Source organism: Campylobacter sp. CH278 (assembly GCF_004378845.1).
GTDB classification, from domain to species: Bacteria; Campylobacterota; Campylobacteria; order Campylobacterales; family Campylobacteraceae; genus Campylobacter_D; species Campylobacter_D jejuni.
Window position 1 is genome coordinate 75,037 of the sequence record NZ_RYXZ01000009.1, and the last position, 13,658, is coordinate 88,694.

General features: G+C 29.6%; 17 protein-coding genes and 1 pseudogene. 16 read left to right on the forward strand and 2 right to left on the reverse strand.

Annotation, left to right across the window (positions count from 1 at the left end; genetic code table 11):
* The first annotated feature begins 12 nt into the window (after positions 1 to 12).
* The 16 genes from moaA to trxB all read left to right on the forward strand — a co-directional run bounded on the left by moaA (position 13) and on the right by trxB (position 11,569).
* Positions 13 to 975, forward strand: a complete 963-nt coding sequence (moaA, locus tag ELQ04_RS07850; protein WP_002868437.1) for a GTP 3',8-cyclase MoaA — start codon at positions 13 to 15, stop codon at positions 973 to 975.
* Between the two features lie 2 nt (positions 976 to 977).
* Positions 978 to 1,721 carry a 7-carboxy-7-deazaguanine synthase QueE gene (locus tag ELQ04_RS07855; protein ID WP_002857378.1) on the forward strand — a complete coding sequence of 248 codons (744 nt, stop codon included), beginning with the start codon at positions 978 to 980 and terminating at the stop codon, positions 1,719 to 1,721.
* Positions 1,718 to 2,299, forward strand: a complete 582-nt coding sequence (locus tag ELQ04_RS07860) for a 6-carboxytetrahydropterin synthase (RefSeq protein WP_002854192.1) — start codon at positions 1,718 to 1,720, stop codon at positions 2,297 to 2,299. Before ELQ04_RS07855 ends, ELQ04_RS07860 begins: the two co-directional genes overlap by 4 nt.
* Positions 2,299 to 2,724, forward strand: a complete 426-nt coding sequence (locus tag ELQ04_RS07865; protein WP_002933342.1) for a cytochrome c — start codon at positions 2,299 to 2,301, stop codon at positions 2,722 to 2,724. The genes ELQ04_RS07860 and ELQ04_RS07865 overlap by 1 nt, the downstream gene beginning before the upstream one ends.
* Positions 2,724 to 3,131, forward strand: coding sequence for a membrane protein (locus ELQ04_RS07870; RefSeq protein WP_002851635.1), 408 nt, complete (start codon positions 2,724 to 2,726; stop codon positions 3,129 to 3,131). Before ELQ04_RS07865 ends, ELQ04_RS07870 begins: the two co-directional genes overlap by 1 nt.
* A gap of 1 nt (position 3,132) precedes the next feature.
* The gene (locus tag ELQ04_RS07875; protein WP_002851903.1) at positions 3,133 to 3,789 is read left to right on the forward strand and encodes a 16S rRNA (uracil(1498)-N(3))-methyltransferase; all 657 of its coding nucleotides are present in this window, start codon (positions 3,133 to 3,135) and stop codon (positions 3,787 to 3,789) included.
* A 78-nt stretch (positions 3,790 to 3,867) separates the two neighbouring features.
* A complete protein-coding gene (gene rpmE / locus ELQ04_RS07880; RefSeq protein ID WP_002851603.1) occupies positions 3,868 to 4,068 on the forward strand; it encodes a 50S ribosomal protein L31 in 201 nt (66 codons plus the stop codon).
* 2 nt (positions 4,069 to 4,070) lie between these two features.
* Positions 4,071 to 4,895, forward strand: coding sequence for a 16S rRNA (cytidine(1402)-2'-O)-methyltransferase (gene rsmI / locus ELQ04_RS07885; protein ID WP_002857320.1), 825 nt, complete (start codon positions 4,071 to 4,073; stop codon positions 4,893 to 4,895).
* A gap of 13 nt (positions 4,896 to 4,908) precedes the next feature.
* A complete protein-coding gene (gene rlmB / locus ELQ04_RS07890; RefSeq protein WP_004316795.1) occupies positions 4,909 to 5,592 on the forward strand; it encodes a 23S rRNA (guanosine(2251)-2'-O)-methyltransferase RlmB in 684 nt (227 codons plus the stop codon).
* Positions 5,585 to 6,523, forward strand: a complete 939-nt coding sequence (locus ELQ04_RS07895; RefSeq protein ID WP_134224503.1) for a hypothetical protein — start codon at positions 5,585 to 5,587, stop codon at positions 6,521 to 6,523. Before rlmB ends, ELQ04_RS07895 begins: the two co-directional genes overlap by 8 nt.
* Positions 6,517 to 7,323 carry a hypothetical protein gene (locus ELQ04_RS07900; protein ID WP_004316797.1) on the forward strand — a complete coding sequence of 269 codons (807 nt, stop codon included), beginning with the start codon at positions 6,517 to 6,519 and terminating at the stop codon, positions 7,321 to 7,323. Before ELQ04_RS07895 ends, ELQ04_RS07900 begins: the two co-directional genes overlap by 7 nt.
* A gap of 11 nt (positions 7,324 to 7,334) precedes the next feature.
* On the forward strand, positions 7,335 to 8,537 hold the full coding sequence (locus ELQ04_RS07905) for an LL-diaminopimelate aminotransferase (RefSeq protein WP_044777953.1): 1,203 nt from the start codon (positions 7,335 to 7,337) through the stop codon (positions 8,535 to 8,537).
* A 3-nt stretch (positions 8,538 to 8,540) separates the two neighbouring features.
* On the forward strand, positions 8,541 to 9,788 hold the full coding sequence (locus ELQ04_RS07910; RefSeq protein WP_004316799.1) for a homoserine dehydrogenase: 1,248 nt from the start codon (positions 8,541 to 8,543) through the stop codon (positions 9,786 to 9,788).
* Positions 9,788 to 10,126, forward strand: coding sequence for a YraN family protein (locus tag ELQ04_RS07915; protein ID WP_044777950.1), 339 nt, complete (start codon positions 9,788 to 9,790; stop codon positions 10,124 to 10,126). Before ELQ04_RS07910 ends, ELQ04_RS07915 begins: the two co-directional genes overlap by 1 nt.
* Before the next feature lie 56 nt (positions 10,127 to 10,182).
* A complete protein-coding gene (gene trxA / locus ELQ04_RS07920; RefSeq protein WP_002778629.1) occupies positions 10,183 to 10,497 on the forward strand; it encodes a thioredoxin in 315 nt (104 codons plus the stop codon).
* A 133-nt stretch (positions 10,498 to 10,630) separates the two neighbouring features.
* Positions 10,631 to 11,569, forward strand: coding sequence for a thioredoxin-disulfide reductase (gene trxB, locus ELQ04_RS07925; RefSeq protein ID WP_004316802.1), 939 nt, complete (start codon positions 10,631 to 10,633; stop codon positions 11,567 to 11,569).
* A 37-nt stretch (positions 11,570 to 11,606) separates the two neighbouring features.
* Here the strand turns inward: trxB and ELQ04_RS07930 are convergent, their stop codons facing one another.
* On the reverse strand, positions 11,607 to 13,388 hold the full coding sequence (locus ELQ04_RS07930; protein WP_044305695.1) for a PhoX family phosphatase: 1,782 nt from the start codon (positions 13,386 to 13,388) through the stop codon (positions 11,607 to 11,609).
* A gap of 134 nt (positions 13,389 to 13,522) precedes the next feature.
* A pseudogene (locus ELQ04_RS07935) lies at positions 13,523 to 13,658 on the reverse strand (methyl-accepting chemotaxis protein); the annotation flags it as partial.

The following is a 13,658-nucleotide window of genomic DNA, read 5'->3' on the forward strand; positions in this document are numbered from 1 at the left end:
AATGGAAAATAAATGCTTATAGATCAATTCGGTAGAAAGATAAATTATCTTAGAATTTCAGTTACACAAAGATGTAACTTTCGCTGCCTTTATTGTATGCCAAAAATTCCTTTCGATTATCAGCCAAAAGAAAATTTATTAAGCTTCGAAGAACTTTTTTTATTTGTTAAAGCAGCTATAGACGAAGGAATTGAAAAAATCCGTATAACAGGTGGAGAACCTTTATTAAGAAAAGATTTAAGTATTTTTATAAAAATGATTAGCGATTATAAAAGCGATATTGACCTTGCTATAACTACAAATGGATTTTTACTAAAAGACTTTGCTAAAGACCTAAAAAATGCTGGACTTAAACGACTTAATATTTCACTTGATACCCTAGATCACAAAAAAGCAAAAACTCTTGCGCAAAAAGATGTATTAGATAGTGTTTTATCTGGAATTGATGAAGCTTTAAATCTAGATTTGAAAGTAAAACTTAATACTGTAGCTCTTAAAAATTTAAACGATGATGAACTGATATCTCTTTTGGAATTTGCAAAATCAAAAAAAGCTCAAATTCGCTTTATAGAATTTATGGAAAATACTCATGCTTATGGTAAATTACAAGGATTAAAAAGAGATGAAATTATACAAATTTTGAGTCAAAAATATCAAATTCAACTTATAAAAAAAGATGAAAAAGCACCTGTGAGTATTTACAAGGCAGATGATTATGAATTTGGAATTATAGATCCTCATAGCCATGAATTTTGCGATTCTTGCAATCGCATACGCTTAAGTGCTGAAGGCTTGTTAATACCTTGCCTTTATTTTGATGAAGCATTAAGCATAAAAGAAGCGGTTCGAAAAGGTGATATTAAAGCCGCTGTAGAAATATTACAAGAAGTATTAAGAAATAAACCAGAAAAAAATAAATGGAGTGTTGTTGATAATGAAACCTCATCTCGTGCTTTTTATCAAACTGGAGGTTAATTTTGCAACTTGTTGAAAGTTTCTTAAGCATTCAAGGAGAAGGCAAATATAATGGAAAATTAGCTATTTTTATGCGTTTTGCTGGTTGTAATTTCAACTGTTTAGGTTTTAATGTAAAAATATCAAAAAACGATAAAACTCTCATTGGATGTGACACGATAAGAGCTGTTTTCACAAAAGATTTTAAAGAAAGTTATGAAACTTTAAATGCTAATGAACTTTTAAAAAGAGTGATAAAATTAAAACAAGACTTTAATCCTATAGTTGTTATCACAGGTGGAGAGCCATTAATCCATTATGAAAATCCTGAATTTATAAAATTTATCCAAATGTTATTAAAAAATAAATTTGAAATACACTTTGAAAGCAATGGAAGTATAGAAATTGATTTTGATAGATATCCTTTTTACAAAGAATGTATTTTTGCTTTAAGCGTTAAACTCCAAAATAGTGGGATAAAAAAAGATAAACGATTAAATTTTAAAGCTTTAAAAGCATTTAAAAATTACGCAAAAGATAGTTTTTATAAATTTGTTTTAGATGCCAATACCCTTGATAATTCATTTTTAGAAATCAATGAAATTCTAAAAGAAGCTCCAAATCAAATTTTTTGTATGCCTATGGGTGAAAATGAGCAAAACCTTAAAAAAAATGCTCAAAAAATTGCTGAATTTTGTATTAAGAATGGTTATAATTATTCTGATAGAATTCATATTCGTCTTTGGAACGATAAAGAGGGTGTATGATTATAAGAAAATTATTTGAATTTGAAAACGCACACATTGTTAGATTTTGTTCTTCTAAGCGTTGCAAAAGTAGCATTCATGGACATTCTTACAAAGTTGAAGTTTTACTTGAAAGCAAATATTTAGATAATGCTGGAATGGTCTATGATTTTGGACTTTTAAAAACCTATATACGCCAAATTATTGATAGTTTTGATCATGCTATCACTCTTTTTAAATATGATGATGCAAAATATTTAGAAGAAATGAAAAAATATTCAAGTCGTTGGATTTGCCTGCCTGTTAATGTAAGTGCTGAAAATTTTTGTCGTGTATTTTTCATACTTATAGATGCTCTATTAAAACAAACAAAAATGATAAATGGAGAACAAGGAGTAACTTTACAAAGCATCATTGTTCATGAAACAAGAACAGGCTATGCACAAGGTTTTAGAGAAGATGCCTATAGTGAGCTAATGCCAAAAATTTCACTTCAAGACATAGAATTTTCTAATGGCATTAAAGCAGAATGGAATGATATAGATTTTTATAACAAATTAAAAAATGAAGAAATTTTTATAAATCCAAAGGAGATTTAATGCAAAAAGCTAAAATTTTAATTGCCTTAAGTTTTTTTTTATTAGTTTTATCTGCCTGTTCTAATGATGAAAAAAATATTTCCAAGACTCAAAATACAGATCAAGAAGTAGTCCAAATAGAACAAAACGATGAAAAAACAGAATTAAGTGACTCCAACCTGCCTTTACCTGTAGATGATGAAGCACAAAGTTCAGATGATGAACATGAAGCCAATCCTAGCATTATCAACTCTTTATATAAACAAAAATGTGCCACTTGTCATGGAGAAAAAGGGGAATTAAAACCTAAAAACAGCACGGCCATTAAAACCTTAGGCAATAAAATTTTTATACAAAAAATAAAAATGATAAAAGATAAAAACCATAGTTTTTTAAGCGATGAACAAATTCAAAATTTAGCTGATTTTATAAACAAAGGAAAATAATGGATCAAAGTTACGAATTCTTTTTAGCTTTACATCTTTATAGTCTTTATGCGAGCGGTTTTTTAATGCTTTTTTATCTTATACTAACACAAGGAAATTTTAAAACCGAATTCATTTTTATTCGCAGAATACGATTATTTTTACCAATTTATTATTTATTTTTAGCTTTGATTATTTTTACAGGTTGCTTGTTATCAGCAATGAAACAATTTCAAATGAATGTCAATATCTGGGTAATGATTTTTTCTTGGATCTTAATTTTTGCCTTAGCAATTTTTCACTTTGTTTGTTTTAAAAAAGCAAGAAGATTTAGAAAATATGCCACTTTTAGATGGATTAGTTGTTTGATTTTACCTTTTGAAATTTTTTTATTGTTTTTGCCTTTTTTAATAGAAAGATATTTATAAAATGCAATTTTTGTATAACAAGCAAGCTGGAGAAGAGTTTATACAACTTCAAGGTGAAAACTTTAATCATTTAAAAGTAAGAAGAGTAAAGGAAAATTCGGAGCTAAATCTTAGAAATTTACAAGATAATTTTCTTTACAACTATACAATCACAAATTTAACAAGAAATTCTTGCACTTTAAAATTTTTAAACAAAAAATCACAAAATATAAAACAAAGTGAATTAAACTTAGCCTTAGCCATTATAGATATTAAAATTTTAGAAAAAACTCTACCTTTCTTAAATGAACTTGGAGTAAAAAAATTACATTTGGTTTTTACAAATTTTTCACAAAGAAATTTTAAAATCGATTTAGAAAGATTTGAAAAAATCATTATTTCTTCTTGTGAACAATGCGGTAGAAATACTAAAATGGATTTAATTATCCACCAAAGCACTCAAGAATTTGTTCAAAAATTTCCAAATGCAATTATGGTTGATTTTCAAGGAGAACAACAAAGTCATTTCGATGAAAAAGAATTATATTTTATAGGTCCTGAAGGTGGATTTAACAATGATGAGAGATTATTGTTTAACCGGAAAATCTCTCTTAAAAGCTCTAATATTCTAAAAAGTCAAACAGCTATTATAGCTATAGCTTCAAAAATTTTGCTTTAACTTTTCTTAAATTAATCTCTTTTTTATGTTAAATAATTTATAATCACGGCTTATTGTTTTAATTTTTAAGGAAAACTAATGAAAAAAGAAATTCACCCAGAATATGTAGAATGCAAAGTAAGTTGTGCTTGTGGAAATACTTTTACAACAAAGTCAAACAAAGCAGAATTAAGAGTAGATATTTGTTCAAATTGCCATCCTTTTTTTACAGGCAGTGAAAAAATTGTAGATGCTGCAGGTCGTGTAGAAAAATTTAAGAAAAAATACGCAATGCAATAATTATGCTTTATTTTATTCCTACTCCCATAGGAAATTTAAGCGATATTTCTTTTAGAGCCTTAGAACTTTTAAAGACTTGCGATCTTGTGTTTTGCGAAGATACAAGAGTAAGTAAGTCTTTGATTTCGTTATTAAATACCAAATTTCACACTGATATACATATTTCTAAATTTATAGCCTTACACTCCCATAATGAAAAAGAAGTTTTAGCAAGTATTGACTTAAAGATATTTGAAAAAAATGTAGCTTATTTAAGCGATGCAGGAATGCCAGGGATTAGTGATCCTGGCAAGGCTTTGGTAGAATTTGCACAAGAAAATAATATCACCTATGAAATTTTACCAGGTGCAAATGCAGCCTTAGTTGCTCTTGTAAGCTCGGCATTTTGTCAAAAAGAATTTATCTTTATTGGTTTTTTAGCAAATAAAGGCAAAGAAAGACAAAAAGATATAGAAAAAATTTTAAACTTTCCTTATCCAAGTATTATTTACGAATCCCCCAAGCGTATTTTATCTTTAGTAGAACAAATTATGATTCTAGACAGCCAAAGAGAAATTTTTTTGATTAAAGAAATCAGTAAAAAATTTGAAAAAAAATTTAAAGGCAATGCTAAAGAGCTTTCTGAAATTTTAAAAAAGTCTAATTTAAACGGTGAATGGGTTGTAGTACTGCAATCAAAAGAGCAAAATTTTTTGCAAAATACTCTTTGTGAAAAAGATATTATGGATTTAGAGCTGCCTTTAAAAGCAAAAGCAAAATTATTATCAAAGATCAATGGAAAAAATGCAAAAGAAATTTATCAAAAACTGCTTTTAAGTCAAGATTAGGTAAAATTTTAATATGATAGTTTATGGGAAGCAAATATTTTTTTATATTTTAGAATATCATAAAGACTGTATCAATGAGCTTTATTTAGCAAAAGAATGTGATAAAACTACTTTTTCCAAAATCGCAAAATCAGGTTTTAAAATCAAAAAACTTGATTTTAAAACTGCTCAAGCTTATGCGAAAGGTGGAAATCATCAAGGTTTTTTGCTAGATATTAAAGAAAGTTCTTTTGCAAATTTAAATGAGATCAAAAAAAATGATTTTATTGTTATGCTTTATGGAATTAGTGATGTAGGAAATATAGGGGCTATCACGCGTACAGCTTATGCTTTAGGGGTTGGGGCTTTAATTTTTATTGGTGAAAAATTAGCCATGGAAGGAGTAATTCGCACAAGCAGCGGAGCGGCTCTTGATTTACCTATTGTGATAAGCAACGATGCTTTAAGTGTAATAAATGAACTAAAACAAGTAGGTTTTTATTTTTATGCGAGTGATGGCTCGGGAAAAGAAATTCACAGTGTAAAAATAAACAATGGTAAAAAAGTTTTAGTTTTGGGTAGTGAGGGTTTTGGTTTAAGCTCTAAAATTGTAAAAAAATGCGATGAATGTGTGGGCATTGCGATGAAAAATAATTTTGATAGTCTTAATGTCAGCGCTGCTTTTGCAATACTTTGTGATAGGATGTTAAATGCTTAATTGGAAAAAAATACAAGAATTAAATTTAAAAGAAGTTGCAGCAAAAACGCAAATTGAACTTGATTTTCTTGAAGCTTTAGTAGAAAAGAATTTTGCTGTTTTAAGTCGTTTTAATGTTAAAGGTTTTGTTAAAATTTTGAGCAGAGAATACGAACTCGACTTTAGTGATTTTAACGAAGAGTATGAAGCTTATCTTAACGAAAACAATCCTACTCCACAAACAAAATCAAAAATGATAACCCCAAAACTAGATGCTTATAGTCAAAAATCCTCTAACGCTTGGCCTTTTTTGATTGTTCTTATTGTTTTAGTGATTATAGGAAGTGGAATTTATTATTTTGATACACTTAAAACTTTTTTCAAAGATGAACAAAATAATACTAGCGCAACAGTTATAGATATCATAGGACAAGCACAAGAAAATTTAAAATCTTTAGGTGGAAACAATGTTGTTGTTATAGACAACAATAAAGCACAAGAAACAAATCAAACAGAGAGCGTTTTATCAAGCCAAAACATCTCATTACAAGAAAATGATAAAAACATAAGCATAGAAAATAATATCAGTGAAAATAACACAACTCTACTCGATGAAGAAAAAAATACCCAAATCCAAGAAGACACCAATACACCAAAAACTGATTCTTTAAAAGAAGCACATTTTAAAACCTCTACCAAGATTTGGATAGGTTTAATAGATTTAAAAAGTCTTAAAAAAACAAGCTTTGTTAAAGAAAAAGATTTTAATATTTCTTTAGATAAAGATCAGTTAATTTTAACAGGGGCTGCAGCTTTAACAATGTTTGATCAAGAAAATAAAGAACAAAAATTTCCTGCAGGAATTTCAAAACGTTTCTTGATTAAAGATGGAAAAATTACAAGTATTTCAGCTGCTGAATTTGTAAAATTAAATAAAGGTAAAGAATGGTAAAAAAAATTATTATTCTTACTCTTTGGGTTAATATATCTTTTGCAATCTCAAGTCTTGAATTAGCAAAAAATTTAGTAAACAATTCTAGTAAAAATTCTCAACTAGAATTATTATTTTCAAATAATTCTTACATAGATAATAATGGAAATTGTGATATTGCAAAAATATCTCAAATATTAAAAACCAATTCTTTAATTGCCTTAACACTATCAAATCCTCAAAGTCTAAGACTAAATTTTAAAGCAAAAGCTGATGAAGTTATGTTTTTTAAAATTTTATCCGATGTTTTAACAGATGCTGGATATATATATTTTATCCCTACAGATTTGATTTTAAGAGAAGGAAATATTGACTATACCATACAAGTAGAATCTCAATATGTTTTAGATCCTGGAACGCTTTACAATCTCTTAAAAGAAAATTCTGTCTATATAGATAATATTAAGCGCATTGGGGCATATGACTATGAATATGATTTAAATTTTTCCAATGCTGTATTAAAAACCAATACAAATGTTAATTTAAATACTCCAAAATCATTAGAAAAGCCCCTTAAAGACTATGTGCTTGATTTAAAAAATGCTACAAATTTGATTATTGATGCAAATGATTTAGACAATTGGTTTCCTAAAATCTTCTTTTTAGATAAAAATCTAAATCTAATTAAAGCAGTAAAAAGCGAAAATAAAAATAATCATTTTTCAGAACTTATTCCAAATGGTGCTATATATGCTATTGTAAGCGATATGTATAGTTTAGATAATATACGCAGGGGTTTAAAAATCACACTTAAAAAATAAAGGATTAAGAAATGTTTGATGAAATCCGTTTTAATACCATAGAAAGACTTCCAAATTATGTTTTCGCAGAAGTAAATGCGATAAAAATGGCAGCAAGACGTGCTGGAGAGGATATCATCGACTTTTCAATGGGAAATCCCGATGGTAAAACTCCACAACACATTATAGATAAACTTTGTGAAAGTGCTAACAAAGATAAAACCTCGGGATATTCTACATCCATGGGGATTTATAAACTTCGCTTAGCAATTTGTAATTGGTATAAAAGAAAATATAATGTCAATTTAGATCCTGAAAATGAAGTTGTAGCTACCATGGGTTCAAAAGAGGGTTTTGTAAATCTTGCAAGAGCGATTATAAATCCTGGAGATGTTGCTATTGTGCCAACTCCTGCTTATCCTATACATACTCAAGCTTTTATTATAGCAGGAGGTAATGTAGCAAAAATGCCTTTAGCTTATAATGAAAAATTTGAGCTTGATGAAAATCAATTTTTTGAAAATTTGCATAAAACTTTAAATGAAAGCATCCCGCGTCCAAAATATGTCGTTGTTAATTTCCCGCATAATCCAACAACAGTAACTTGTGAGAAAAGTTTTTATGAAAGATTGATAGCAACGGCAAAAAAAGAAAGATTTTATATTATTTCAGATATTGCTTATGCAGATTTAACTTATGATGACTATAAAACTCCTTCTATTTTGGAAATTGAAGGTGCAAAAGATGTAGCGGTAGAAACTTACACTCTTTCAAAATCTTACAATATGGCAGGCTGGCGTGTGGGTTTTGTAGTAGGAAATAAACGCTTAGTCAGTGCGCTTAAAAAAATAAAATCTTGGTTTGATTATGGTATGTACACACCTATTCAAGTAGCAGCTACCATAGCTTTAGATGGAGATCAAACTTGTGTGGATGAAATCCGTGCAACTTATGATAAAAGAATGTACATTTTACTTGAAGCTTTTGAAAATGCAGGCTGGAAACTTCAAAAACCAAGAGCAAGTATGTTTGTTTGGGCAAAACTCCCTGAAAGCAAAAGACATTTAAAAAGTTTAGAATTTTCAAAGCAACTTTTACAACGCGCTAGTGTTGCAGTAAGTCCTGGGGTAGGTTTTGGCGAAGCAGGTGATGAGTATGTAAGAATTGCTTTAATTGAAAATGAAAATCGCATACGCCAAGCTGCACGCAATATCAAAAAATATTTAAAAGAGTAAGTTATGAAAGTAGCGATTCTTGGTTATGGCACTGTTGGAAGTGCGGTGGTTAAATTTCTTTTAGAAAATGATAAACTCATTCGTGCAAGGTGCGGTCAAAGCATAACTCCTGTGATCGCTCTTGCTAGAAGTCCTAAAAAAAATACTTTAATTCCAATTACTCATAGCGTTGAAGAAATTTTAAATGCTGATGTAGATGTTTTTGTGGAATTAATGGGTGGGGTGGATGAAGCTTTTAAAATAGTGAGTGAAATTTTAAAAAAGAAAAAAGCTGTTGTTACTGCAAATAAAGCTATGCTTGCTTATCATCGTTATGAACTTGAAAATTTGGCTAAAAATTTAGCCTTTGGTTATGAAGCAAGTGTGGCTGGAGGAATTCCTATTGTCAAGGTTTTAAAAGAAGGTTTAAGTGCAAATAATATTTTAGCTATAAAAGGGATTTTAAATGGTACGAGTAATTATATTTTAAGTTCTATGAGTCAAAAAAATATGAGTTTTGAACAAGCCTTACAAATAGCTCAAAATTTAGGTTATGCAGAGGCTGATCCAACTTTTGACATAGAAGGACAAGATGCAGCACATAAACTGCTTGTTTTATCAAGTATCGCTTATAATCTTAAAGCTAAACCTGAAGATATTTTGATCGAGGGTATTAGTGAAATTGCGCCTGAAGATATGTATTTTGCTAATGAGTTTGAATTTACCATAAAACTTTTAGGTATAGCTAAGGTGCGTGAAAATAAAGTAGAATTAAGAGTGCATCCTACTATGATAGATAAAGAAAAAATGCTTGCAAAAGTTGATGGAGTGATGAATGCTATAAGCATTAATGGAGATTTGTTGGGTGAAAGTTTGTATTATGGAGCAGGAGCAGGAGGAGAGGCCACTGCAAGTGCTGTGATTTCAGATCTTATGGATATAGCAAGAGATCAGGTAAAAGCACCAATGCTTGGTTTTGTGAATACTTTAGAATACGAGCTTTTAAGCAAAGATGAAATTTATACAAAATATTATTTAAGGGTGAAAGTTGAAGATAAAATAGGGGTTTTATCTAAAATCACACAATTGATGAGTGAAAATAATATTTCTATCGATAGTTTTTTACAAAAACCTAAAAAAAATGATGAAAATTACAGTACTTTGTTTTTTACTACGCATTTAACTTATGAAAAAAGCATACAAAATTTGCTTGAAATTTTACGCAAACAAGATTTTATAAAAACCAAGCCTTTTATGATGCGTATAGAATAATGGGTGTAAAAGCTTATTTAGATGGAATTTTAGGTGAAGATAAGGCTTGTAAATTTTTAAAAAAACAAGGCTTTGAAATTTTAAAAAGAAATTTCCATTCTAAATTTGGAGAAATCGATATAATAGCCAAAAAAGATGGAATTTTACATTTTATAGAGGTTAAATTTACTCAAAATAACTATGAAGTTTCTGAGCGTTTGGATAGAAAAAAACTTGAAAAAATTTTAAAAACTATAGAATTTTATCATCTTAAAAATGGATTTTCATCGGATTTTCAGATTGATCTGATTTGCATTAAAAATGATGTGATACAATTTTGCGAAAATATAAGTTTTTAAGCTGATATTTAAAAAAATAAAATACAATTAGACAAAAATTAAAGAAAGGAAAAATTATGGGAAAATATATTGAATTAACAAGTGATAATTTTGCTCAAGCAAAAGAAGGTGTAGCTTTAGTTGATTTTTGGGCTCCATGGTGCGGACCTTGTAGAATGCTTGCTCCGGTTATTGATGAACTTGCAAATGACTTTGATGGTAAAGCTAAAATTTGCAAAGTAAATACAGATGAACAAGGTGATTTAGCAGCTGAATTTGGTGTTCGCTCTATTCCTACGCTTATTTTCTTTAAAAATGGTGAAGTTGTAGATCAACTCGTTGGTGCACAATCTAAACAAGCAATTAGCGATAAATTAAACTCTTTGCTATAAACTAAAGGCTAGTATAACTAGCCTTCTTCTTAAAAATTTCAAATTTATACTAAATAATAATTTTTATTAACTACTATTAAGAATAATTTTTATATCATTATTAATAATAAAATTCAATATAAAGGAAATATAAATGTTAGATGTAGCAATCATAGGTGGAGGTCCTGCTGGACTTAGTGCCGGACTTTATGCAACTAGAGGTGGTCTTAAGAATGTAGTAATGTTTGAAAAAGGTATGCCTGGTGGACAAATTACCTCAAGTTCTGAAATAGAAAATTATCCAGGTGTAGCCCAAGTTATGGATGGAATTTCTTTTATGGCTCCTTGGAATGAACAATGTATGCGTTTTGGTTTAAAACATGAAATGGTTGGAGTAGAGCAAATTTTAAAAAATAGCGATGGAAGTTTTACCATCAAATTAGAAGGTGGTAAAACAGAACTTGCTAAAGCTGTGATAGTTTGCACAGGTTCAGCTCCAAAAAGAGCAGGTTTTAAAGGCGAAGATGAATTTTTTGGAAAAGGTGTAAGCACTTGTGCAACTTGTGATGGATTTTTTTATAAAAATAAAGAAGTTGCAGTTTTAGGTGGTGGAGATACGGCTTTAGAAGAAGCTTTGTATCTAGCAAATATTTGTTCTAAAGTTTATCTTATCCACCGTAGAGATGAGTTTAGAGCAGCTCCATCTACAGTAGAAAAAGTTAAGAAAAATGAAAAAATAGAACTCATTACTAGTGCAAGTGTAGATGAAGTATATGGTGATAAAATGGGTGTTACTGGTGTAAAAGTAAAATTAAAAGATGGTAGTATTAGAGATTTAAATGTTCCAGGAATTTTTACTTTTGTTGGTCTTAATGTAAGAAATGAAATTTTAAAACAAGACGATGGTAGGTTTTTATGCAATATGGAAGAAGGTGGGCAAGTAAGTGTTGATCTTAAAATGCAAACTAGTGTTGCTGGACTTTTTGCCGCAGGAGATCTTAGAAAAGATGCACCTAAGCAAGTGATTTGTGCTGCAGGTGATGGAGCTGTAGCTGCATTAAGTGCTATGGCTTATATAGAAAGCTTGCATTAAGATTTTATAAAGTTGCTAAAAGCAACTTTATTTTTATTTAGCTTCCTATCACTCCACCATCAAGTTTTCTTATCATCATTACACTAGATCTTGGTGTTTTTCCATAAGGAAAAGTACTACCTTTTAAACCTTCTCCTGGATGTTGTATGCCTACAAACATTGTGGTATAATCCTCACTAAAAGCAATCCCTGTTAATTCACAAGCAATAGGCCCTGTTAAAAAGCGTCTGATTTCCCCTGTTTTTGGATTTGCTGCTAGCATGCAGTTATTTCCCATACCTTCGTATTCATCTTTATTAGAATAAGATCCATCTGTTTGTATCCAAAGTCTTCCATCTCTATCAAATTTAAGTCCATCAGGAGAATTGAATTTATTTTCACTTGTAATATTATTTGAGCCTTTATATAAGCCTTGTTGGTTATCAGGATTTCCAGCAAGAGCAAAAATTTCCCAAGTAAAATCATCGTCTTTATGAGAATTTTTTGGCATCCATTTTAAAATTTGTCCATAAACATTTTTAGTCCTTGGATTTGCTGCATTAGGTTCTTGGCGATTTTTGTTGTTCGTTAGTGTTGCAAATACTTCTTTAGAACCACTTTGTTTATGGCTTGCTATCCATTCACATCTATCCATAGGAGTTGCACCTACAATACTTGCAGCAAGACGCGTATTGATGAGTACTTGAGCTTGAGACTTAAAACCATTTTTTTCATCTAAGCCGTTTTTGCCATATTCTAAGGCTATCCATTTTCCCTGTCCTTTAAAATCTCCCACATTGCCGTTAAGCTGTCCTACATACAAAGTGCCTTCATCTAAAATTTTACTTGTATCAGCACCTTTTTTGTATTTATGTTTGCTAACAAATTTATAAATAAATTCATTCATCTCATCATCACCCATATAAACTATAACAGAACCATCTTTTTCTACGATAATTTCTGCATTTTCATGTTTAAAACGCCCTAAAGAAGTTCTTTTAACAGGTGTGCTTTCTACATCAAAAGGATTGATTTCCACTATCCAACCAAAACGATTGGCTTCATCGATATTTTTAGCTAAATCAAATCTTTCATCAAATTTTTCCCATCCATAAAGACTAGTTTTGTTAAATCCATAGCGCTTAAAGGCATCATTAAATTCTAGATTTTCATCTGAACTTACAAAAAAATCGTCAAAATTTTCTTCACAGGTGATATAAGTTCCCCAAGGTGTTTGTCCATTTGCACAATTTGCAAAAGTTCCATGAACAAATTTTTCATTTTTTAAAACTTCTTTTTTAGCTGCTCCACTTACTTGCATTTTAGTGTTTGCATCGATTCTGCGGTTATATTTAGAATCTAAAACCACAGTCCAATCATCACCCTTTTTTTCGATTTCTAAGATACTCACACCCACACTGGCTTGCTCGCATAAAACATCTTCTTTGCTTAAATTTTTACCATGATGGTTAAACATGATTTCAGGATTTATATATTCATTATTAACGGCTAAAATTCCTCTGTTTTTTGAAAGTGGAAAAAAACTCATACCATCATCGTTATCTCCAAAAACCAAATGAGCATTTTTAACCGCATTCATATCGATGATTTTACTTTCATCATAAGGTTTTGCTTTACTAAAAAGTGGATCACCCCAAGAAATTAAAACCTTTGCTTCATAACCTTGTGGTACTATAACTTTATCTTGCTTGCTTGCACTAACAGCTTTAAAACCTAGCAAATCCTTATCCTTAAGCATAGCAGCACTTAAATTTGAACTTGCAAAAAAAGCCACCATAGAACCTAAAGCTGAACCTTTTAAAAACAATCTTCTTTCCATTTGTTTTTACTCCATATTAAAATTTAAAACAATGGAAGTATAAAAATATTTGGAAACTTTTTAGAAACTTTGATGAAAAAATTAAATTGAAGGGAAAATTTATACCTAGTTTTTCACTAGGTATAAATGATTAATTAAAACCTCTTCTTCTTAACATCTTCTAAGATATTATTAGCTATATCACTTACTGTACTAGAAATAATAGCTGATTCATTAGCAATTTCAACATTATCTTTAGTAGTTTGATCAATTTGAGCTACACTATCATTG

What these genes read in the sequence shown, in the direction of transcription:
- ELQ04_RS07900 (WP_004316797.1), top strand. Translation starts at nt 6,517, where the DNA reads ATGGTAAAAAAAATTATTATTCTTACTCTTTGGGTTAATATATCTTTT.
- trxA (WP_002778629.1), top strand. Translation starts at nt 10,183, where the DNA reads ATGGGAAAATATATTGAATTAACAAGTGATAATTTTGCTCAAGCAAAA.
- rlmB (WP_004316795.1), top strand. Translation starts at nt 4,909, where the DNA reads ATGATAGTTTATGGGAAGCAAATATTTTTTTATATTTTAGAATATCAT.
- ELQ04_RS07865 (WP_002933342.1), top strand. Translation starts at nt 2,299, where the DNA reads ATGCAAAAAGCTAAAATTTTAATTGCCTTAAGTTTTTTTTTATTAGTT.
- ELQ04_RS07905 (WP_044777953.1), top strand. Translation starts at nt 7,335, where the DNA reads ATGTTTGATGAAATCCGTTTTAATACCATAGAAAGACTTCCAAATTAT.
- ELQ04_RS07910 (WP_004316799.1), top strand. Translation starts at nt 8,541, where the DNA reads ATGAAAGTAGCGATTCTTGGTTATGGCACTGTTGGAAGTGCGGTGGTT.
- moaA (WP_002868437.1), top strand. Translation starts at nt 13, where the DNA reads ATGCTTATAGATCAATTCGGTAGAAAGATAAATTATCTTAGAATTTCA.
- ELQ04_RS07915 (WP_044777950.1), top strand. Translation starts at nt 9,788, where the DNA reads ATGGGTGTAAAAGCTTATTTAGATGGAATTTTAGGTGAAGATAAGGCT.
- ELQ04_RS07930 (WP_044305695.1), bottom strand. Translation starts at nt 13,388, where the DNA reads ATGGAAAGAAGATTGTTTTTAAAAGGTTCAGCTTTAGGTTCTATGGTG.
- ELQ04_RS07860 (WP_002854192.1), top strand. Translation starts at nt 1,718, where the DNA reads ATGATTATAAGAAAATTATTTGAATTTGAAAACGCACACATTGTTAGA.
- rpmE (WP_002851603.1), top strand. Translation starts at nt 3,868, where the DNA reads ATGAAAAAAGAAATTCACCCAGAATATGTAGAATGCAAAGTAAGTTGT.
- rsmI (WP_002857320.1), top strand. Translation starts at nt 4,071, where the DNA reads ATGCTTTATTTTATTCCTACTCCCATAGGAAATTTAAGCGATATTTCT.
- ELQ04_RS07875 (WP_002851903.1), top strand. Translation starts at nt 3,133, where the DNA reads ATGCAATTTTTGTATAACAAGCAAGCTGGAGAAGAGTTTATACAACTT.
- trxB (WP_004316802.1), top strand. Translation starts at nt 10,631, where the DNA reads ATGTTAGATGTAGCAATCATAGGTGGAGGTCCTGCTGGACTTAGTGCC.
- ELQ04_RS07870 (WP_002851635.1), top strand. Translation starts at nt 2,724, where the DNA reads ATGGATCAAAGTTACGAATTCTTTTTAGCTTTACATCTTTATAGTCTT.
- ELQ04_RS07895 (WP_134224503.1), top strand. Translation starts at nt 5,585, where the DNA reads ATGCTTAATTGGAAAAAAATACAAGAATTAAATTTAAAAGAAGTTGCA.